The sequence below is a fragment of the Pseudomonas sp. NBRC 111143 genome (assembly GCF_001320965.1).
Lineage (GTDB): Bacteria > Pseudomonadota > Gammaproteobacteria > Pseudomonadales > Pseudomonadaceae > Aquipseudomonas > Aquipseudomonas machongensis.
In genome coordinates this window covers 43,445-66,847 of sequence record NZ_BCBT01000022.1, presented here as the reverse complement: position 1 = coordinate 66,847, position 23,403 = coordinate 43,445, and the positions used below count along the sequence as shown (strand labels likewise).

The following is a 23,403-nucleotide window of genomic DNA, read 5'->3' as shown; positions in this document are numbered from 1 at the left end:
TCCCCTTCACTCAGAAATTAGCTTCTCAAGCTCATCTCCTGTTAAACGTTCCAGGGCCTCCAAGGATTTAGCCAGTTCATCCATCAAAGGATCGTTGCCCACATCCAGCGCCTCCACCGACGCGCTGAACTCGCCCAGGTGCCGCGCGTTGAACAGGGTCTTGAGCGGGACCTCGATGCCCAGGTGCTCGCGAATCCGCACGATCACCTGGGTCGCCAGCAGCGAATGCCCGCCAAGGGCGAAGAAGTCATCGTCCAGGCCCACCTGCGGCACCTGCAGCACGTCCTTCCAGATCTGCGCCAGTTGTTGTTCCCGCTCGCTGCGCGGTGCAACGTAGCGGGCCTGGGCCAGCTCCGGAGACGGCAGCGCACGACGTTCCAGCTTGCCGTTGGGGCTCAGTGGCAGTTGATCGAGCAGCAGCAGGTGCACCGGCACCATGTAGTCCGGCAGCACCGCACCGAGGCGCTCGCGCAAGGTGGCGCGCAAGGCTTCGGCCGCCGCGTCGTCCGCCACTGGCATGCTCGGCACCAGATAACCGGCCAGTTGCAGGCCACCGGCCCCCGGCACCGCCAGCACCACGGCTTCGCGCACTTCGTCCTGCTCCATCAGCCGAGCTTCGATCTCGCCCAGCTCGATGCGCAGCCCGCGAATCTTCACCTGATGGTCGATACGCCCCATGTACTCGATCACCCCGTCGGCGCGGTAGCGCGCCAGGTCGCCGGTGCGGTACAGCCGCTCGCCGTCACCGAAGGGGCTGGCGACGAAGCGTTCGGCGGTCAGCCCCGGACGACGGTGATAACCCCGCGCCAGGCCGGTGCCGCCCAGGTACAGCTCGCCTACCACACCCACCGCCACCGGACCGAGGCCGGCATCCAGCACGTAGGTCTGCAAGTTGGCGATCGGCTCGCCGATCGGCACGCTGTCGCGGCCTTCTTCGCGGCAGGTCCAGTGGGTCACGTCGATGGCCGCTTCGGTCGGGCCATACAGGTTGTACAGCCCGGCATTCGGCAGCTTGTCGAACACCTGGCGCTGGGCATCCACCGGCAGCGCCTCGCCGCTGCAAACGATACGGGTCAGGCTGTCGCAGCCCGCCACCGCCGGGTCGGCGACGAAGGCCTGCAGCATCGACGGCACGAAGTGCAGCGTGGTGATGCGCTCGCGGCGAATCAGCTCGATCAGTTGCGCCGGGTCGCGGTGCAGCCCTGGCGCGGCGACCACCAGGCAAGCGCCGGTCATCAGCGGCCAGAAGAATTCCCACACCGACACGTCGAAACTGAACGGGGTTTTCTGCAACACCCGGTCCCCGGCAGTCAGGCCATAGGCCTGTTGCATCCAGCACAAACGGTTGGTCAGCGCACGATGGCGGTTGCCCGCGCCCTTGGGCTTGCCGGTGGAGCCGGAGGTGTAGATCACGTAGGCCAGGTTCTCGCCAGTGACCTCGATCTCCGGCGCGTGCTCGGCATAACCGCTCAGCGGCTGGTCGAGCAGCAGGCACTCCAGCCCCTGCGGCAACGGCAACTGCTCGCGCAGGTGCGATTGGGTCAGCAGCAGTTCGATGCCGCTGTCCTCGATCATGTAGGCCAAACGCTCGCGCGGGTATTCCGGGTCCAGCGGCACGTAGGCGCCACCGGCCTTGATCACCGCCAGCAGCGCCACGACCATTTCCACGCTGCGCTCGGCCGCCACACCCACCAGCACATCCGGGCCCACGCCCGCCGCCTGCAGGCGGTGCGCCCACTGGTTGGCCAGGGCGTCGAGCTGGCGGTAGCTGAGCTGACGCTCGCCGAACACCAGCGCCGTGGCGTCCGGCGTGGCCTCGACCTGACGCTGGATCAGCGCCTGGACGCTGTGCTCCAGCGGGTACTCGACCGTCGTGGCGTTCCACACTTCCAACGGCAAGGCACGCTCATGTGCGTCGAGCATCGACACCTCGCCCAAGGCCCGTGTGGCCGACACGGCCAGGCCTTCCAGCAGCAGGCCCAGGTGCGCGGCCAGGCGCTCGATGGTTGCGGCCTCGAAGCTGTCGCCGTCATAGCTGTAGTGCAGCAGCAGGCTCGCCCCCTGGTTGACCGCCAGGGTCAGCGGGTAGCTGGTCTGCTCGTGGTTGCTCACCGCATCGAAACGCAGCGCCTCGGGCGCAGCCTGCTCCAGCACTTCGGAGACCGGGAAGTTCTCGAACACCAGCAGCGTGTCGAACAGGGCGCCACCGCCCTGCCCGGCCAGGCGCTGGATCTCGTACAACGGCGCATGCTCGAACTCGCGCAGCGCCAGGTTGCGCGCCTGCACGGCCTGCAGCCAGTCGGCCACGGTCTGTTGCGGGGTCGGCGTGGCGACCACTGGCAAGGTGTTGATGAACAGCCCCATCTGCTGCTCCATGCCCGGCAACTCCGCCGGGCGCCCGGCCACCGTCGCGCCGAAGCACACGCTCGCCTGGCCGGTGTAGCGCTGCAACAGCAACAGCCAGGCCGCCTGTACCAGGGTGTTGAGGGTGACTTTCTGCTCACGGGCAAAGTTCGCCAGGCGCGCAGTGACGGCCTCGTCCACGGCGATGCGGTAGTCGCCATGGGCGGCGCCGGCCGCGCGGGGCTCCTGGCGAATGGCACGGGCCAGGTGGGTCGGCTCGTCGAGCTCCGCCACTTGCTGGCGCCAGAACGCCTCGCACGCCTCGGCGTCCTGCGCCTGCAACCAGGCGATGTAGTCGCGGTAGCGCCCGACAGGCGCGGCGACCGCCTCACCGGCGTAGCGCGCCAGGACTTCGCCGAGCAGCTGCGAATGGCTCCAGCCATCCATCAGGATGTGATGGTGGGTCAACAACAGGTGATGACGGCCCGGCGCCGTGGCGATCAGTTGCACACGCAGCAGCGGCGCCTGCTCCAGGTCGAAGCCCTGGGCGCGCTCGGCCAATGCCAGTGCGTCCAGTGCGCCAGCCTGGTCGGCGCGGCCCTGCCAGTCGTGCAGCGCGAACGGCACTTCGACCTGGCGTGCCACCACCTGCAGCGGCTGGCTCAGCCCACCTTGCCAGAGGAAACCGGTACGCAGGATGTCATGGTTGAGCAGCGTAGCCTGCCAGGCATCGCGGAAACGCATCGGCTCCAGCCCGTCGATGTCCACACGCATCTGGTTGACGTAGTCGCCGCTGGCCTGCTCGTAAAGGCTGTGGAACAGCATGCCCTGTTGCATCGGCGACAACGGGTAGAGGTCCTGGACACTGGCCGCCGCCAGTGGCAAGGCGTCCAGCTGGGCCTGGGACAAGCGGGCCAGTGGCACGTCCGAAGGGGTCAGGCCGCCCGCCTGCGGTTGGCAGCAGTGCTCGATCAAGGCCAGCAACGCCTGGGTATAGGCATCGGCCAGGGCCTGGATGGTGTGGCTGTCGAAACGTGCGTCGCTGAAGGTCCAGCCCAGGCTCAACTCGCCATCGAACACCTGGCCGTTGACGCTCAGCGCGTTGCCCAAGGGCGCGTCGGGGTGTTGCTCGGCGCCACGGGCCTCGTCGCAGGGCAGCCAGAACGCCGCCTCGCCGCTGGCGAAACTGGCATCGAACTGGCCCAGGTAGTTGAAGGTGATCGACGGGGTCGGCAGGCCGGCCAGTCGCTCGCGCACCTGCGGCGCGGCAAGCTGCGACAGCACGCCAAAGCCCAGGCCTTTGTCAGGGACCGCGCGCAATTGCTCCTTGATCTGCTTGAGCGAGTCGCCCAGGCCTGTGGCCGGGGTCAGGCGCAGTGGGAATACACTGGTGAACCAGCCGACGCTGCGGGTCAGGTCGAGGTGCTCGAACAGGTCTTCGCGGCCATGGCCTTCCAGCTGCACCAGCGCATGGGCCTGGCCGGTCCAGGCGCAGACGACCTGGGCCAGGGCGGTCAGCAGCAGGTCATTGACCTGGGTGCGATAGGCTGCCGGTGCATCCTGCAGCAAGCGGCGGGTCTGCTGCTTGTCCAGTCGCGAGTAGAGCGTGCTGCCGTCGCGATTGCGCTGGCCGCCATCGGCACGGTCCCAGGGCAATTCGGCGCTCAGTTCGCGGCCCTGGGCCTGCCAGTACTCCAGTTGTTCCAGCGCATTCGTGCTGGCGTGCTGGCGCAGTTGCTCGACCCAGTCGCGTTGCGAACTGGTCTTGCCCGGCAGGGCCAGGGGCTTGCCGCTGCTCAGTTGCTCGAAGGCCAGTTGCAGGTCTTCGAACAGGATGCGCCACGACACGCCATCCACCGCCAGGTGGTGGATCACCAGCAACAGGCGCTGGCTGCCGTCCGGCAGGTCCGCCAGCACGGCGCGCAGCAGCGGGCCATCGCCCAGCGACAGGCTGCGCTGGGCCGATTCGGCCAGGGCTTCCAGTTCATCGGCAGTGTTCAGGGTGCGTTGCCAGAGCAGCTCGGTTGGCTGCTCGCCAAGCGGACGGTAGTGCGCCTGCCAGCCAGTCTCGCTTTCGGTGAAGCTCAGGCGCAGCGCATCGTGGTGTGCAACCAGTGCCTGCAACGCTTGCTCCAGGTAACCCGCATGCAGCGGCTGGGCCGGCTTGAGCAGCACCGACTGGTTCCAGTGGTGACGCTCGGGGATATCGGTGTCGAAGAACGCTTGCTGGATCGGCAGCAACGGCATCTCGCCACTCAAAGGGCCCTGCTCGATCAGTTGCGCACCCTCGCCTTCCTGGGCCACGGTCGCCAGCCCTTGGACGGTCTGGTGCTGGAACAGCGCCTTGGGCGTGAAGCGGATACCCGCCTGACGCGCCCTGCTGACCACCTGGATCGAGATGATCGAATCGCCGCCCAGCTCGAAGAAGTTGTCGGTCACACCAATCCGCGAAACCTTCAGCACTTCCTCCCAGATCGCCACCAGGCGTTTTTCCAACACGCTGCGCGGTGCCACCTGGCGCGCCGGGGCAGTGGCCTGCGGCGCGGGCAGCGCCTTGCGGTCGAGCTTGCCGTTGGGGGTCAGCGGCAGACGTTCGAGGAACAGCCAGTGGGTCGGCACCATGTAGTCCGGCAGGGTCTGTTGCAGGTTGGCTTTCAACACACTGCGCAATTCGCTTTCGTCGGCGCCAAGGTCATTCGCCACCACGTAGGCGACCAGTTGCTGAACGCCATTGAGCTCGACGGCCAACACAGCCGATTCGCGCAACAGGCCCTGGGCCTGCAAGCGCGCTTCGATTTCACCCAGCTCGATACGCAGGCCGCGCACCTTCACCTGATGGTCCACACGCCCGGCGTACTCCAGCACGCCGTCTTCGCGGTAGCGCGCCAGGTCGCCGGTGCGGTATAGCCGCGAGCCGTCCGCCGCGAACGGGTCCGGCAGGTATTTCTCGGCAGTCAGCCCCGGACGCAGCAGGTAGCCGCGGGTGATGCCCTCGCCTGCCAGGTACAGCTCCGCCGTCGCCCCGACCGGCACCGATTGCAGCTCGCCGTCCAGCAGGTAGCTGGCGGTGTTATGCAACGGGCGGCCAATGTTGGCCTGGCCACCCGCTTCGCGGCGGGTCCAGGTCGAATAGGTGGTGTCTTCCGAAGGGCCGTAGAGGTCGTAGACGTGCTGGATGTGCTCCAGCGCGTAGAGCGCCTCCACCACCGACTGCTTCAGCGGCTCACCCGCCAGGTTGACGATGCGCACGCCCGCCGGTATCTGCCCGGCGCGCAGCAGCGCACTGGCTGCCGACGGCACGCTGTTGATCAGACGCACCCGATCCCGCGCTGCCAGTTCAGGCAGCTCCAGGGCATTGCGCGCCCCCACGATGAAACCGCCCCCCGCCAGGGTCACGAACAGCTCCCACACCGACAGGTCGAAGCAGATCGAGGTGCTGGCCAGCACGCCTTGGATATCCGCCTGGCTGTAGACCTGCTGCGACCAGGCCACCAACGCAGCCACGTTGCGATGAGCAATGGCCACGCCTTTCGGGCGGCCAGTGGAGCCGGAGGTGTAGATCACATAGGCCAGGTTGTCGGCCACGGCGCGGGCTGGCAGGTCACTGTCGTCGCCGTCCAAATCTAGCTCATCGAGCAGCACGCTCGCGAACGCGCCGTCCACCGCCAGTGCATCGAGCACCGCGCGTTCGCTGATCAGTACGCGGGCAGCGCTGTCGTCGAGCATGTAGCTGACACGCTCGGCCGGGTAGTCCGGGTCCAGCGGCACGTAGGCACCACCGGCCTTGAGCACCGCCAGCAGCGCCACCAGCATCGACATGCCGCGCGGCAAAGCCACACCGACTCGCACTTCGGGGCCGACACCCAGGCTCACCAGGTGGCGGGCCAGGCGGTTGGCGCGGGCATTGAGGGTGGCGTAGTCCAGTTGCTCATCGCCCCAGATCGCCGCCAACGCCTGCGGCGTGCGACCCACCTGGGCTTCGATCAGGCGATGGATGCACTGGCTGCGGTCGAAGTCCAGGCCATTGGCGTTCCACTGCCGTTCGATACGGGTCCGTTCACGGCCCTCCAGCAAGCTCAACTGGTGCAACGGTGCCTGAGCGTCGGCACAGAACTGCTCCAGCAGGTGCAGCAGGTGACGCGCCACGCCCTCGACGGCGCTGTCGCGCAACTGCGTGCGGTCGTAGTTGAAATGCAGCGTCAGCTCCCGCCCGGCGGCCACCGCCAGGGTCAGTGGGTAGTTGCTTTGCTCGTGGGCACGTACCGCGCTGAAGCGCAGGCTCTGGTCGCCGCCCTGCTCCAGGGCCTCGGCGATGGGGTAGTTCTCGAACACCAGCAAGGTGTCGAACAGGCCCTGGCTACCCTGCTCGGCCCACCGCTGGATTTCGAACAACGGTGTGTGCTCGTGCTCGCGCAGGGCCAGGTTGACGCCCTGGACCGTCTGCAACCACTGCGCCAGCGTTTCCTGTGGATCGGGCGCGGCGATCACCGGCAGGGTATTGATGAACAGACCGATCTGCTGCTCGATGCCCTTGAGCTCGGCCGGGCGACCCGCCACGGTGGCGCCGAAGCACACGCTGCGCTGCCCGGTATAGCGCTGCAACAGCAACAGCCAGGCGGCCTGCACCAGCGTGTTGACGGTCACCTTGTGCTGGCGCGCCAGCACGCCGAGGCGCGTCATGGCCTGGGCATCGAGGCCGGCATGATGATCGGCATAACCGCCCTGCCCGCCAGGCTGCGGTGCCGGCAAGGCACGCGACAGCCAGGTCAGGGCCTGCAGACCGTCCAGTTGCTGGCGCCAGAACGCCTCGCGGGCCTGCGCCGGCTGCCGCTGCAGCCAGCCGATGTAGTCGCGGTAATGCCCGGACGGCGCCGCGATGGCCTGGCCGGCATAGCGCTGCAGCACCTCGCCCAGCAATTGCGCGGTGCTCCAGCCGTCCATCAGGATGTGATGGCTGGTGAAGATCAGATGATGGCTGTTGGCACCGTTGCCCACCAGCAACAGACGCAGCAACGGCGCCTGCTCCAGGTCGAAACCTTGCTCACGGGCTTCGCGTGCCAAGGCATCGAGCCGTGCGCTGTCCGGCACTTGACCATCCCAGCGCACCTCGGTGAACGGCACCTGCACCTGGCGCTGCACCACCTGCAGCGGCCGGGTCAGCTCGCCCTGCCAGCGCAAGCCGGTGCGCAGGATCGCGTGGGCCTCGATGGTGGCCTGCCAGGCGGCCCGGAAGCGCGCCACATCCAAGCCCTGCACATCGGCGCGCATCTGGTTGATGTAGTCACCGCCCGCCTGGTCGTAGAGCGAGTGGAACAACATGCCATGCTGCATCGGCGACAGCGGGTAGATGTCCTCGACGGTGCTGGCGTCCAGCTGCAGCGCATCCAGGCCGGCCTGGTCCAGCTCGGCCAACGGCACATCGGACGGGGTCAGCCCGGCGTGGCCGGCCTCGGTGCAGTGCTCGACCAGGGCGCCGAGTGCCTCGCGGTAGGCATCGGCCAGGCCTTGCGCGGTGGCGACCTCGAGCATCTGCGGGCTGAAGGTCCAGCTCAGGCTCAACTGGCCGTCGTACACCTGGCCATTGAGGGTCAGCCAGTTGCCCAGTTGCGCAGCATCGCCCTGCTCGCGGCCACGGGCCTCGCCACTGGGGCGCAGCAATGCCTGTTGCGGGTCGAAGCTGGCATCGAACTGGCCAAGGTAGTTGAAGGTGATACGCGGCTGCGGCAGCGCCTGCAGCGCCGCACGATCATCGGCGCTGCCAAGGTAATGCAGCACGCCGAAGCCCAGGCCCTTGTCGGGCACTGCGCGCAGTTGCTCCTTGACGCGCTTGATCGCGCTGCCCAGGTCGGCGCAGTGGTCCAGGCGCACCGGGAACAGGCTGGTGAACCAGCCAACGGTACGGGTCAGGTCGATGTCGTCGAACAGCTCCTCGCGGCCATGGCCTTCAAGCTGTACCAAGGCACTGTCGCTACCGCACCAGGGCGCCACAACCCGTGCCAGGGCGGTCAGCAGCAGGTCGTTGACCTGGGTGCGATAGGCCGCCGGTGCCTCTTGCAGCAGGCGCCGGGTGGTCTCGGCATCCAGCCGGGTGTGCACGGTGTGGGCCAGGGCGTTGGCCAGCGAGCCCTGCGGGTCGTTCACCGGCAAGTCGCGCGGTGCGCCGGCCAGTGCCGTCTGCCAATAGGCCATCTGCCCGCGCATATCGCCCTCGGCCGCAGCCGCCAGGCGCTCGGCCCAGGCCTTGAGCGAGCTGGTCTTGGCCGGCAGCACGCACGGCTGGCCAGCGTCCAGTTGCGTCAGCGACTGTTGCAGGTCATCGAACAGGATGCGCCAGGAAATACCATCGACCACCAGGTGGTGGATGACCAGCAGCAGACGTTGGCTACCGTCGGCGAGCTGCGCCAGCACCGCGCGCAGCAGCGAACCGTCCTCCAGCGCCAGGCTGCCCTGCGCGCGGTCGGCCAGGGCCTCCAGCGCAGCCTCGTCCTCGACCTCGGCCTGCCACAGCAAGGCCGACTGCTGGTAGAGCGCCTGCATCGCCTCTGGGGTTCGGAAGTAGGCGCCCTGGGCGCCGAACGACAGGCGCAGGGCATCGTGGTGGTTCACCAGTTGGCTCAGGGCTGCGGTCAGTGTCTCGACCGACAAGACGCGGGCGGGCTTGAGCCAGACCGACTGGTTCCAGCGCGCAGGTTCTTCAGGCAACGCGGCGAAAAACGCCTGCTGGGCCGGCAGCAGCGGCAGGCTGCCGTGCACCGGGCCCTGGTCGATGACCAGCCCCTGCCCGCCCAGCTCGGCGACCTGGGCCAGGGCGCGGATGGTCTGGTGCTGGAACAGGTGTTTGGGGGTGAAGCGAATACCCGCCTGGCGCGCACGGCTGACCAGCTGGATGGAGACGATCGAGTCGCCGCCCAGCTCGAAGAAGTTGTCGGTCACGCCCAGCGCCTGGCACTTGAGCACGTCCTGCCACAGCGCGTGCAGGCGCAGTTCCAGGTCGTTGGCCGGTGCGACCTGCTCGCTGCCCGCGTTGGCTTCAGGCAGCGGCAACGCCTTGCGGTCGAGCTTGCCGTTGCTGGTCAGCGGGAACGCGTCCAGCAGCAACAGATGGTTGGGCACCATGTAGGCAGGCAGCTGCCCTTGCAGCGCCTCGCGCAGGGCCACCGCCAATGGCTCGTCCTGGCCCGGCTCGGGCACCACGTAGGCCAGCAACTGCTGCTCACGCGCCAGCACCAGCGCCTGGCGGACACCCGGCAGCGCGACCAGGCGCGCCTCGATCTCGCCCAGCTCGATGCGCAGGCCACGGATCTTCACCTGATGGTCGATGCGCCCGAGGTAGTCGATCACCCCGTCGTCAGCCTGGCGCACCAGGTCGCCACTGCGGTACAGGCGCGCGCCGGGTCGGCTGGAGAACGGATCGGGCACGAAACGCTCGGCAGTCATCGCCGGGCGCTGGTGGTAACCGCGCGCCAGGCCTTCGCCACCGATGCACAGCTCACCGGCAGCGCCCGCCGGACACACCTGCAACGCCTCGCCCAGCACGTAGGCGCTGGCATTGTCGATCGGCATGCCCAGCGGCACTACCGCCCCTGACAGCACGGCCGGGACTTCGCACGCGGTGCTGTCGATGGTCGCCTCGGTCGGGCCATAAAGGTTGACCAGGCGCCCTTGCCAGCGCTCGCGCAGCTGTGCACACAACTGCGCACTCAGGGCCTCGCCGCCGCACAGCACGGTGCGCAGGCTGGCCAATTGTTCAGGGCGCGCCTGGGGCAGCATCGCCTGCAACAGCGACGGCGCCGATTGCAGCACGGTGATGCCGTGCGCCTGAACCTGCTCCCACAGTTGCGCCAGCGACTCATCCTGCCCCGGCGCCGCCAGTACCAGGCGCGCGCCGCAGATCAGCGGCAACCAGAACTCCCACACCGACGCATCGAAGCTGATCGCGGTCTTCTGCAGCACGCGGTCCTCGGCCGTCAGCGGCAAGCACTCGCGCATCCACGCCATGTGGTTGCCAAGGCCGGCATGCCGCACTGCCACGCCCTTGGGCTGGCCGGTGGAGCCGGAGGTGTAGATCAGGTAGGCCAGGTGCTCGCCATCCACCGCAACCTGCGGCGCGATGAAATCGCCATCCTGCACCGCGCTCGCAGGCACGAGCGCCAGCACGTCCAGGCCCTGCGGCAGCGGCAGTTGCGCCAGCAGGGCTGGCTGGGCGAGCAGCAGGCCGATGCCGCTGTCGTCGAACATGTAGGCCAGGCGCTCGGCAGGATAGGCCGGGTCGAACGGCACATAGGCCCCACCGGCCTTGAGCACGGCCAACAGCGCCACCACCAGCTCCAGGCTGCGTTCGGCAGCGATGCCCACGCGCACCTCGGGGCCGACGCCACGGGCGATCAGCTCACGTGCCAGGCGGTTGGACCGCGCGTCGAGCTCGGCATAACTGTACTGCTGCCCGGCGCAGACCACGGCGACGGCCTGCGGCGTGCGCTCGGCCTGGGCCTGCACTTGCAGGTGCACCGGGCGGGCATCGGCATGCACCACCTGCGGCCCCTGGGCACGCAAGCGCACCTGCTCGGTTTCGGCGGCGCTCATCAGCGCCAGCTCGGCGCAACGCTGGTCAGGCTCGGCGACGATGGCCGCGAGCAGCGTTTGCCAGTGGGCGACCAGGCGCTGCACGGTGCCGCGCTCGAACAGGTCGGTGGCATAGGTGAAGGCGGCGATCAGCGCGTCGTCGGACTCATGGGTTTCCAGGGTCAGGTCGAACTGCGCGGTGGGATTGTCCCAGGCCACCCCTTCGACGCGCAGGTCACTGCCCGGTGCAGCCTGGGCCTGGCCGCGCGCCGGGGCACTGCGCTGGTGGTTGAACATGACCTGGAACAGCGGCGCATGGCTGAGGCTGCGTTGCGGTTGCAGGGCTTCGACCAGTTGCTCGAACGGCAGGTCCTGATGCTCCTGGGCGCGCAACGCGGTGTGCTTGACCTGCTCGAGGAAGGCGCGGAACGGCTGCTGCCCGTCGATCTCGGCGCGCAGCACCTGGGTGTTGACGAAGAAGCCGAGCAACCCCTCGGTTTCCGGGCGGTTGCGGTTGGCCACCGGCACCCCGACACGGATGTCGTGCTGACCGCTGTAGCGGTGCAGGAACAGTTGGAAACTTGCCAGCAACAGCATGAACAGGGTCGCGCCCTGCCCCTGGGCCAGGCTGCGCAATTGACGACTGAGGTCGGCATCGAGGCTCACCTCCAGGCGCTCGCCACGCAGGCTCTGCACCGCCGGGCGCGGGCGGTCGCCCGGCAGCGCCAGCAGCGGCTGCTCGCCACCCAGTTGCTCACGCCAGTAGTGCAACTGGCGCTCGCGCTCGCCGGCTTCCATCCAGTGCCGCTGCCAGATCGCATAGTCGGCGTACTGGATCGGCAGCGCCGCTGCCACTGGGTCCTGCCCCTGGCTGAATGCACCGTAGGCCCGCACCAGTTCGCCGATCATGATCTGGATCGAGGCGCCGTCGGCGATGATGTGGTGCTGGACGATGGCCAGCACATGGTCGTGCTCACCCACCTTCAGCAGGCTGGCACGCACCAGCGCGCCGTCGAACAGGTCGAACACCTGCTGGGTCAGGGCTTCGACCCGGGCCTTGATGCAGGCATCCAGCGCCGCATCGTCCGGGGTGTCGGCGATCAGTTGCTCGTGCGCCAGGGGTAGCCCTGCGGGCGGCAGGATACGCTGGCTCAGGCGCCCGTCCTGCTCGGCAAAGCGGGTGCGCAGGCTTTCATGGCGCTGCTCCAGCCAGTCGAGGCTGCGCTGCAGGGCGTCGATGTCCAAGTGGCCGCGCAGACGCAGCACGGTCGCCAGGTTATAGGCGGTGCTGCCAGGCTCCATCTGCCAGAGGAACCATTGACGCTCCTGGGCGTAGGACACCGGCAGCGTGTCGAAGGCCGACTGCACCTGCGGGATCGGCAGGTTGGCCGGGGACACCCCCTCCGCCAGCATCTTCTCCAGGTACACGCGGCGCTTTTCCAGCGGCAGGGTAATGAAGCGCTGCGCAATTCTCAGGGCTGCTTGGGTTTCCATCAAACTTCCTCCATTTCGTCAAGCAGCCATTCGAGCTTGCTCAATTTCGATTCATCGACCACTTGTCCACCTGCCTGGCCCAGCGCCTCGGCGAATTGCTCCAGCACCGGCGCCTGGAATACCAGTTGCGGCGACAGCTTCAGGCCCAGCGCCAGTTGCAGGCGCGAGACCACGCTGACGGCCAGCAACGAATGCCCGCCCAACTCGAAGAAGTGGTCGTGCACCCCAACCTGCTCCAGTTGCAGCACCTGCTGCCAGACCTCGGCGACCTGGCGCTCCAGGTCGGTACGTGGGGCCTGGTAGAGCTGGCGCGAAGCGCTGGCGTCGACGGCCGGCAGGGCCTTGCGGTCGAGCTTGCCGTTGGGGGTCAACGGCATGCGTTCAAGCACCTGGATATGCGCCGGCACCATGTAGGCCGGCAGCCGCTCGGTCAGGCACTGGCGCAGCGCCTCGCGCAGATCGTCGCTGCCCGCCTCGGCGGCCTCCTGCAGCACCACGTAGCCCACCAGCTGTGCGCCGCCCGCGCCGTCGCGGGCAATCACCACGGCCTCGCGGACCTGCGGATGGTCCTGCATCAGGGCCTGGATCTCGCCCAGCTCGATGCGGAAGCCGCGGATCTTCACCTGATGATCGAGGCGCGCGAGGTACTCCAGCGTGCCATCGGCCAGGTGGCGCACCAGGTCGCCCGTGCGGTACAGCCGCGAGCCATCGTCGGCGAACGGATGCGGCACGAAGCGCTCGGCGCTCAGTGCCGCGCGGCCGTGGTAGCCGCGGGCCAGGCCCTCGCCACCGATCAGCAGCTCACCGGCCACGCCCGGCGCCACCGGTTGCAGGTCGGGGCCGACGACGAACAAGGTGGTATTGCCGATGGCCTCGCCCAGCAGCGGTGCCGGCTGTGTGGCATCCAGGCGTCGCCGTGCCGACCAGATGGTGGTCTCGGTGGGGCCATACAGGTTCCACACTTCGCCACCCAGGGCGAGCATGCGCAGGCTCAGTTCCGGTGCCAGCGCCTCGCCCCCGCAGAGCATGCGGCAACCGCGCAGCAGCTCGGCCTGCGGGTTGTCGAGCAGCATGCGCCAGGTCGACGGCGTGGCCTGTACCACGTTCACGGCCTGCTCGCGCACCACCTCCAGCAGTTGCTCGGGATCGCGTGCAGCCTGGCGATCCACCAGCACCACACGTGCGCCGCGCACCAGCGGCAGGAAGATTTCCAGGCCGAAGATATCGAACGAGAAGGTGGTCAGCGACAGCACCCGGTCTTGCGCCTGCAACCCTGGCGCAGCCGCCATGCTGTCGAGGAAGTTGCCAAGCCCCCGGTGCGGGACCATCACCCCCTTGGGCCGCCCGGTGGAGCCGGAGGTGTAGATCACGTAGGCCAGGTGGTCGTCAGCCACCGCTACCTGCGGGTCATGTGCCGCCAGCGCGTCCAGCGCATCCGACTCCGCTGCCAGCAGCATCTGTTGTACGCCCTGAGGCAGGGTGCGCCGTTCGGCCAGGTGGGGCTGGGTCAGCAGCAGGCCGATGCCGCTGTCCTGGATCATGTAGTCCAGACGCTCTTCAGGGAAGTCCGGGTCCAGTGGCACGTAGGCGCCACCGGCCTTGAGCACGGCCAGCAGTGCGACCAGCATTTCCAGGCCGCGGTCCAGGCACAGCCCCACCAGGCGGTCTGGCCCCACACCCCGGGCGATCAGCCCATGGGCCAGGCGATTGGCGCGCAGGTTGAGCTCGGCATAGCTGATCGATTCAGCGCCATGAACTGCGGCGATAGCCTGGGGCTGGGCCTGAGCCATGGCCTCGAACTGGCGGTGCACTGGCAGCCAGCTCAAATCGTGGCCGACCTGGCCGCTCCAGTCGTGCAGCACCTGGCGGCGCAGGGCCGCTGGCAGGCTGTCGACCTCGCCCAGCGGGCGTTCGGCATCTTCGACCAGGGCGTCGAGAATCTGCGCCAGTTGCGCTGCCAGCCCAGCGATCTGCGCCGGGGTGAAGCACTGCGGGTCGAAGCTGTATTGCAGGCTCAGTTGCTCGCCGGCGTTGACCAGCAGGGTCAAGGGGTAGTTGGTCTGTTCGAGGTTGTCGATGGCGCCGAAGCGCAGGCCATCCGGTGCGCGCGCCTGCAGCACGTCCGACACCGGGTAGTTCTCGAACACCAGCAGGCTGTCGAACAGGGCTTCACCGCCCTGCCCGGCCCAGCGCTGGATGTCGAACAGCGGCGTGTATTCATGCTCGCGCAGACTCAGGTTCTGCGCTTGCAGGCCCTGCAGCAGGCTGGCAACACTGTGCTGGGCATGCAGGGTCAGCGCCACCGGCAAAGTGTTGATGAACAGGCCAACCTGCTGCTCGACCCCCGCCAGCTCCGACGGGCGCCCCGCCACCGTGGCACCGAAGCACACGGTCTGCTGCCCTTGGTGGCGCTGCAACAGCAGCGCCCAGGCCGCTTGCAGCACGGTGTTGAGGGTGACTTTCTGCTCGCGGGCAAATGCCGCCAGGCGCGCACTGCGCTGGGCATCGAACACCTGGTCGTGCTGGGCGTGGGCCTGCTCATCGCTGGCAGGCGTGGCGCCACGGAAGACTTGGGCCAATAGGGTCGGCTCGTCCAGCTCGGCCAGTTGCGCGCGCCAGAAGTCCTGGTTGCCCTGCTGATCCTGGCGAGCCAGCCAGTCGATGTAGTCGCGGTAGCGTCCGCGTGGCGCCTCCTGTGACTGGCCGTTGTAGTGCTGCAGCACTTCGGACAGCACCTGCGCGTGGCTCCAGCCATCCATCAGGATGTGGTGATAGGTGTAGATGAAGTGGTGACGGCCTTGGCCAAGGTCCACCAGCAGCAGACGCAACAGCGGCGCACTGGCCAGTTCGAAGCCCTGCTGGCGCTGGGCATCGGCCAGGGCCTGCAGGGCCGGGGCTGGCGCGTCCAGGTCACGCAGGTCATGAACGCTGAAAGGCACCTCGACCTGCTGGCGAACCACCTGCAGCGGCTGGGCCAGATCGCCTTCCCAGACGAAGGCGGTGCGCAGGATGTCGTGGGCCTGCACCGTGGCCTGCCAGGCGGCATGGAAGCGCTGCGGGTCGAGGCCATCGATGTCGACACGCATCTGGTTGATGTAGTCGCCGCTGGCCTGCTCGTAGAGGCTGTGGAACAGCATGCCCTGCTGCATCGGCGACAGTGGGTAGAGGTCCTGGATCGTCTGCGCCGCCACTGGCAGGGCATCGAGCTGGGCCTGATCCAGCCCGGCGAGGGGGAAATCCGACGGCGTCACGCCGGCGACACCGGCCGTGCAGCAATGGCTGACCACCGCCACCAGCTCACGCTGGTAGTCCTCGGCCAGACGCTGCAGCGTGGCGATATCGAAGCGCTCGCGGCTGAAGGTCCAGCTGATCTGCAAGCGCCCGTCGAACACCTGGCCGTTGAGGTTGAGCCAGTTGTCCAGCGGCGCCTCGGGTGAATGCTCGGCGCCACGGTTCTCCCCGGCAGGCAGCCAGGCAGGCGACTCGTCGGTGAAGCTGGCATCGAGCTGGCCGAGGTAGTTGAAGGTGATGCGCGGGGTCGGCAGCGCACGCAGGGCGTCGCGCACCGAGGCGTCGCCCAGGTGACGCAGCACACCGAAGCCCAGGCCGTTATCAGGGATCGCGCGCAGTTGCTCCTTGATCTGCTTGAGCGAGTCGCCCAGGCCTGCCGCCGGGGTCAGGCGCACCGGGAACACGCTGGTGAACCAGCCGACGCTGCGGGTCAGATCGAGGTGCTCGAACAGGTCTTCGCGGCCATGGCCTTCCAGTTGCACCAGGGCGTGGTCGTGGCCAGTCCAGCGGCAGATCACACGGGCCAGGGCCGTCAGCAACAGGTCGTTGATACGGGTGCGGTAGGCGGCGGGCGCCTGCTGCAACAGTTGGCGGGTCTGCTCGGCATCCAGTGTGCTGTGCACCGTCACGCCGTCGCAGTTGCGATTGGCGGCGTCCAGGCGCTGGCACGGCAGGCTGTCGTGGGCGCCTTCTAGGGTTGTACGCCAGAAGTCCAGCGACTGCTGCAAGCGCGAGCTTTGCGCGGCGCGTTGCAGTTCGCCGGCCCAGTCGCGCTGCGAACTGGTCTTGCCCGGCAAGGCCAGGGGCTTGCCGCTGCTCAGTTGCTCGAAGGCCAGTTGCAGGTCTTCGAACAGGATGCGCCACGACACCCCATCCACCGCCAGGTGGTGGATCACCAGCAACAGGCGCTGGCTGCCGTCCGGCAGGTCCGCCAGCACGGCGCGCAGCAGCGGGCCATCGCCCAGCGACAGGCTGCGCTGGGCCGATTCGGCCAGGGCTTCCAGTTCGTTGGCAGCATTCAGGGAGCGCTGCCAGAGCAGCTCGGTTGGCTGCTCGCCGAGCGGGCGGTAATGCGCCTGCCAGCCAGTCTCGCGTTGGGTGAAGCTCAGGCGCAGACCATCGTGGTGCGCGACCAGCGCCTGCAATGCCTGCTCAAGGTAACCCGCGTGCAGCGGTTGGGCCGGCTTGAGCAGCACCGACTGGTTCCAGTGGTGACGCTCGGGGATATCGGTGTCGAAGAACGCCTGCTGGATAGGCAGCAGCGGCATCTCGCCAGTCAGCGGGCCCTGCTCGATCAGTTGCGCACCCTCGCCTTCCTGGGCAACGGTCGCCAGCCCTTGGACGGTCTGGTGCTGGAACAGCGCCTTGGGCGTGAAGCGGATACCCGCCTGACGCGCCCGGCTGACCACCTGGATCGAGATGATCGAATCGCCGCCCAGTTCGAAGAAGTTGTCGGTCACGCCAATCGGCGAAACCTTCAGCACTTCCTCCCAGATCGCCACCAGGCGTTTTTCCAGCACGCTGCGCGGTGCCACCTGACGCGCCGGGGCAGTGGCCTGTGGCGCGGGCAGCGCCTTGCGATCGAGCTTGCCGTTGGGGGTCAGCGGCAGGCGCTCGAGGAACAGCCAGTGGGTCGGCACCATGTAGTCCGGCAGGGTCTGCTTGAGCCAGGCCTTGAGCGGCTCGGCATTGTCGTGCAGCGCGGAGGCGACGACATAACCCACCAGCTGGGTGCTCAGCTCACCCTGATGCGCGATCACTGCCACTTCACGCACGTCGGCATGAGCCTGCAAACGCGCTTCGATCTCACCCAGCTCGATACGCAGGCCGCGTACCTTCACCTGATGGTCCACACGCCCGGCGTACTCCAGCACGCCGTCTTCGCGGTAGCGCGCCAGGTCGCCGGTGCGGTACAGCCGCGAGCCATCCGCCGCGAACGGGTCCGGCAGGTATTTCTCGGCGGTCAGCCCCGGACGCAGCAGGTAGCCGCGGGTGATGCCCTCGCCTGCCAGGTACAGCTCCGCCGTCGCCCCGACCGGCACCGATTGCAGTTCGCCGTCCAGCAGGTAGCTGGCGGTGTTGTGCAACGGGCGGCCGATGTTGGCCTGGCCGCCCGCTTCGCGGCGGGTCCAGGTCGAATAGGTGGTGTCTTCCGAAGGGCCGTAGAGATCGTAGACGTGCTGGATGTGCTCCTGCGCGTAGAGCGCCTCCACCACCGACTGCTTCAGCGGCTCACCCGCCAGGTTGACGATGCGCACGCTCGCCGGTATCTGCCCGGCACGCAGCAGCGCGCTGGCCGCCGACGGCACGCTGTTGATCAGGCTCACCCGATCCCGCGCTGCCAGTTCAGGCAGCTCCAGGGCATTGCGCGCCCCCACGATGAAACCGCCACCGGCCAGGGTCACGAACAGCTCCCACACCGACAGGTCGAAGCAGATCGAGGTGCTGGCCAGCACGCCTTGGATATCCGCCTGGCTGTAGACCTGCTGCGACCAGGCCACCAACGCAGCCACGTTGCGATGAGCGATCGCCACGCCTTTAGGGCGGCCAGTGGAACCGGAGGTGTAGATCACGTAGGCCAGGTTATCGGCCACGGCGCGGGCTGGCAGGTCACTGTCGTCGCCGTCCAGCGTCAGCTCATCGAGCAATACGCTCGCGAATGCACCGTCCACCGCCAGTGCATCGAGCACGGAGCGTTCGCTGATCAGCACGCGGGCGGCGCTGTCGTCGAGCATGTAGCTGACACGCTCGGCCGGGTAGTCCGGGTCCAGCGGTACGTAGGCACCGCCGGCCTTGAGCACTGCCAGCAGCGCCACCAGCATCGACATACTGCGCGGCAAGGCCACGCCGACCCGCACTTCGGGGCCGACACCCAGGCTCACCAGGTGGCGGGCCAGGCGGTTGGCGCGGGCATTGAGGGTGGCGTAGTCCAGTTGCTCATCGCCCCAGATCGCCGCCAACGCCTGCGGCGTGCGGCGTACCTGGGCTTCGATCAGGCGATGGATGCACTGGCTGCGGTCGAAGGCCAGGCCGTTGGCATTCCACTGGCGTTCGATGCGCTCGCGCTCGCTGTCCTCGAGCATCGCCAGCTCGCCGACGCGCTGCTCCGGCGCTGCGACGATCGCCTGCAACAGGTTCAGCCAGTGCTGCGACAAGCGCTCGATGGTCTCTGGCAGGAACAGGTCGGTGGCGTAGGTCCAGATCGCCGACCACGCCGTACCCGACTCGAAGGTATTGAGGGTCAGGTCGAACTGCGCGGTGTGGCTGTCCCACGCCAGCGCCTCGACCTGCAGGCCCGGCACCTGCGCCATGGACGCCTCGGCGGCGCGCTCGCCCTGGTGGTTGAACATCACCTGGAACAGCGGGCTGTGGCTCAGGCTGCGCTCAGGGTGCAGGGCCTCGACCAGTTGCTCGAACGGCAGGTCCTGATGGGCCTGGGCTTCCAGGGCGCTATCACGTACCTGCTCGAGCAGGCGGGTGAAGGCCATGCCCGGCTCGACCTCGGCGCGCAGGACCTGGGTGTTGACGAAGAAGCCGATCAGGCGCTCGGTCTCCAGGCGGTTGCGGTTGGCCACCGGCACGCCGACGCGGATATCACCCTGGCCGCTGTAGCGGTGCAGCAGCACCTGGAAGGTGGCCAGCAGCAGCATGAACGGCGTCACCCGCAGCTCACGCGCCCGCTGTTGCAGGCCCTGGACCAGGTTGTCCGGCAGCGCCAGCGCAAGCTGCGCGCCACGGAACGACTGTTCGGCCGGCCGTGGATGATCGGTAGGCAGTTGCAGGAACTGCTCGCCGGCAAGGCGTTCGGTCCAGTAGCCGAGCTGACGCTCGCGCTCGCCGGCCTCCATCCACTGCCGCTGCCAGATTGCATAGTCGGCGTACTGCAGCGGCAATACCGGCAGCGTGGGCGCTTCGTCCTGGCTGAAGGCGGCGTAGCATTGCACCAGTTCCTCGACCAGCACCTGCATCGACCAACCATCGGAAACGCTGTGATGCTGGGTGACGACCAACACATGGTCGTCCTGCGCCACACGCAGCAGGCGCACACGCAACAGCGGCCCCTGCTCCAGGTCGAACACCTGGGCCACCTCGGCCTGCACCCGTGCGGCCAATTCGGCCTCGGTGACCGTTTCGATCGGCAGCGCCAGCGGTGCGGCGGCGTGAATGCGCTGCCGTGCACCCTGCGGCGCCTCGGCGAACGTGGTACGCAGCGACTCGTGACGCGCCAGCAGGCTGTCGAAGCTGCGCTGCAAGGCGGGCACATTCAGCGCGCCGCGCAGACGCAAGGCGCTGGGGATGTTGTAGGCGCTGCTGCTCGGGTCGAGCTGCCAGAGGAACCACTGGCGCTCCTGGGCGTAGGACAGCGGCGCCAGCTCGCCACGCGGTACTGGGAGCAGCGCAGGCTGTGCGGCGTCTGCGGTTGGCGTGAGGCTTGCGACGAACGCCTGCAGGGTGGTCTGTTCGAACAGAGTGCGCAGCGCCACCTGCAGGCCCAGGCCGTGACGCAGGCGCGACACCACCTGGGTGGCCAGCAGCGAATGCCCGCCCAATGCAAAGAAATCGTCCTGCAGACCGACCCGTTCGACCTCCAGCACCTGCTGCCAGATTTGCGCGACTTGCTGCTCCAGCGCCGTGCGCGGCGCCTGGTAATCCTCCTGGCGCAGGGTCGGGGCCGGCAGCGCCGCACGGTCGAGCTTGCCGTTGAGGGTCAGCGGCAGGCTGTCCAGGCACAGGATATGCGCTGGCAGCATGTACTCCGGCAAGTCGGCCTTGAGGCCGCTGCGCAGGCGCTCGACAAGCGCAGACACCTCGCCGCTGCCCTGCTGCGCCACCACATAGGCCACCAACTGCGTACCGGCACTGCCGTCGCGAGCGAGCACCACCGCTTCGCGCACGCCCGGCAGTTGCAGCAAGCGGGCCTCGATCTCGCCCAGCTCGATACGGAAACCACGGATCTTCACCTGCTGGTCGATACGCCCGACGTACTCGATCACCCCGTCGTTGCGGTAGCGCGCCAGGTCACCGGTGCGGTAGAGGCGCCCGCCATTGCCGAACAGGTCGGGCACGAAGCGCTGGGCGCTGAGGTCGCTGCGGCGATGATAGCCGCGCGCAAGCCCGGCTCCGCCGACATACAGTTCGCCGATGCATCCCGGCGCGACCGGCTCCAGCTGGCCGTCGAGCAGGTACCAGGACAGGTCGTCGATCGGCTCGCCGATCGGGCTGCTGGCCGCCCCTTCGAGATCACGCGGGCTCAGCGGACGGTAGGTGACATGCACGGTGGTTTCGGTGATGCCGTACATGTTCACCAGGCGCGGCCCCTGCGCCGCGAAATGCCCGTACCACGGGCGCAGCGCCTGCACCTCCAGGGCCTCGCCACCAAAGATCACCTGGCGCAGGGCACCGAGCTCGGCGGCGTCGCGCGTGCAGGCCACCTGCATCAGTTGCTTGAACGCCGAAGGGGTCTGGTTCAGTACCGTGACGCCTTCGCGGTGCAGCAGCGCGTGGAAATCCTCGGTGCTGCGGCTGGTCTCGTGCGGCACGATCACCAGGCGCCCACCATGCATCAGGGCGCCAAAAATCTCCCACACCGAGAAGTCGAAGGCGTAGGAGTGGAACAGCGTCCAGACATCGTCGGCACCGAAATCGAACCAGCGCTCGGTGGCGGCGAACAGGCGCATGACGTTGTCGTGGGGCAGCAGCACGCCCTTGGGCTGGCCGGTGGAACCGGAGGTGTAGATGACATAGGCGAGCTGGCGCGGATCGCAGGCCAGCTGCGGCGCGCCGGGGTCGGCAAGCGGCTGCGGCGACAGCGGTTCCAGCATCAGCTGGCGCACGTCCTGCGCACCCTGCACACGTGCCGCCAGGTGCGGCTGCACCAGCAGCAGGGCGATGCCGCTGTCGGCCATCATGTAGGCCAGGCGCTGGGCCGGCGCGCTGGGGTCCATGGGCACGTAGGCGGCACCAGCCTTGAGCGTGGCGAGAATGGCCACGATCATTTCCAGGCTGCGCTCGACCACCAGGCCGACCCGCACTTCAGGGCCGACCCCCTGCGCCAGCAGGCGATGGGCCAGGTGGTTGGCCTGGGCTTCGAGCTGGCCGTAGCTGAGCTGGCGATCATCCAGCGTGACCGCGATGGCCTCGGGACGCAGGCGCGCCTGCTCCTCGATGCGCTGGTGAATGCACTGCTGCACCGGATACTCAGCCGGACGCGGATTCCACTCGGCGATGATGTCCGCGCGCTCCTGCGCAGTGAGCAACGGCACCTGCACCAGGGGCGTATCCGGCGCTGCGACCATCTGCCCGAGCAGTTGCAGCCAGTGCCGCGCCATGCGCTCGACGGTGGCCCGCTCGAACAGGTCGGTGGCGTAGGTGAAGGCTGCCGACAGCTGCTCGCCAGCCTCGGCGGTGTCCAGGGTCAGGTCGAACTGCGCGGTGACCGTGCGCACGTCCAGCCCCTCGATGTGCAAGCCCGGCAGGCGCAGCGCCGAGGCGCCATCGCCGCCGAGGTGGTTGTGCATGACCTGGAACAGCGGATTGACCCCGGCATTGCGCTCCGGCGCCAGGGCCTCGACCAGTTGCTCGAACGGCAGCGCCTGGTGGGCCTGGGCGCCGAGCACCGCCGTACGCACCTGCTGCAGCAGTTCACGGAAGGTATTCTGCGGGTCGATGCTGACATCCAGCACCTGGGTGTTGATGAAGAAGCCGATCAGCGCCTTGGTATCGGGGTGCTGACGGTTGGCCACCGGCACGCCGACGCGGATCTCGCGCTGGCCGCTGTAGCGGTGCAACAGCAACTGGAAGCTGGCCAGCAGGAGCATGAACGGCGTCATCCCCTGCGATTGGGCCAGGCTGCGCAGGCCTCGCTGCAACTCGCCCGGCAGCGTTACCGCCAGGCGTTCGCCGCGATGGCTGGGCTGCTGCGGGCGCGGGTGATCGAGCGGCAACTCCAGCACCGGTTGCTCGCCGCCCAGACGCGCAGCCCAATAGCCCAGCTGGCGTTCGCTCTCCCCCGCCTCCATCCAGGCCTGCTGCCAGATCGCGTAGTCGGCGTACTGGATCGATGCCGCCGCCAACGTAGGTTCGCCACCGCCGCTGAAAGCCGCATAGGCGTGTACCAGTTCCTCGACCAGCACCTGCATCGACCAGCCGTCGGAGACGATATGGTGCTGGGTCATCACCAGCACATGGTCGTCATCGGCCAGGCGCAGCAGGTCGACGCGCAACAGCGGGCCCTGCTGCAGGTCGAACAGCGCCTGGGTACGGGCCTCGACGAAGTCGCGCACGGCCTGCTCGGTATCGGCGCTGGCATCAGCGGGCAGGTGCTGCAGCGGCAGCTCGAAGGCCGATGCCGGCGCCTCGATCACCTGGCGCACGCCCTCGGCCGTCTCGACGAAGCGCGTACGCAGCGATTCGTGCCGCCCCAGCAACCACTGGAAGCTGCGGGCCAGGGCCGGCACATCCAGCGTGCCCTTCAGGCGCAGGGCACTGGGGATGTGGTAGGCACTGCTGTGCGGCTCCAGTTGCCAGAGGAACCACTGGCGCTGCTGGGCGTAGGACAGCGGGATAACATCGAGGCCTTCACGGGCCGCCGGGATCGGCAACTGCCCCAGGGTCAGGCCCTTGCCGGCCAGCTTTTCCAGGAAGGCCCTGCGCTGTGACAGCGGCAACCTGATGAATCGCTGAACCAGCGCGATGTTATCCATTACAGCCATC

General features: G+C 68.0%; 2 protein-coding genes. Both read right to left on the bottom strand.

From position 1 onward, the window contains the following. Positions 1 to 6: 6 nt before the first annotated feature. Positions 7 to 12,399, bottom strand: coding sequence for a non-ribosomal peptide synthetase (locus APH44_RS14195; RefSeq protein WP_054893239.1), 12,393 nt, complete (start codon positions 12,397 to 12,399; stop codon positions 7 to 9). Next, entirely contained in the window at positions 12,399 to 23,402 is an 11,004-nt protein-coding gene (locus tag APH44_RS14190) for a non-ribosomal peptide synthetase (RefSeq protein ID WP_054893238.1), read from the bottom strand. The genes APH44_RS14195 and APH44_RS14190 overlap by 1 nt, the downstream gene beginning before the upstream one ends. Between the last annotated feature and the right edge of the window lies 1 nt (position 23,403).

What these genes read in the sequence shown, in the direction of transcription:
- APH44_RS14190 (WP_054893238.1), bottom strand. Translation starts at nt 23,402, where the DNA reads ATGGCTGTAATGGATAACATCGCGCTGGTTCAGCGATTCATCAGGTTG.
- APH44_RS14195 (WP_054893239.1), bottom strand. Translation starts at nt 12,399, where the DNA reads ATGGAAACCCAAGCAGCCCTGAGAATTGCGCAGCGCTTCATTACCCTG.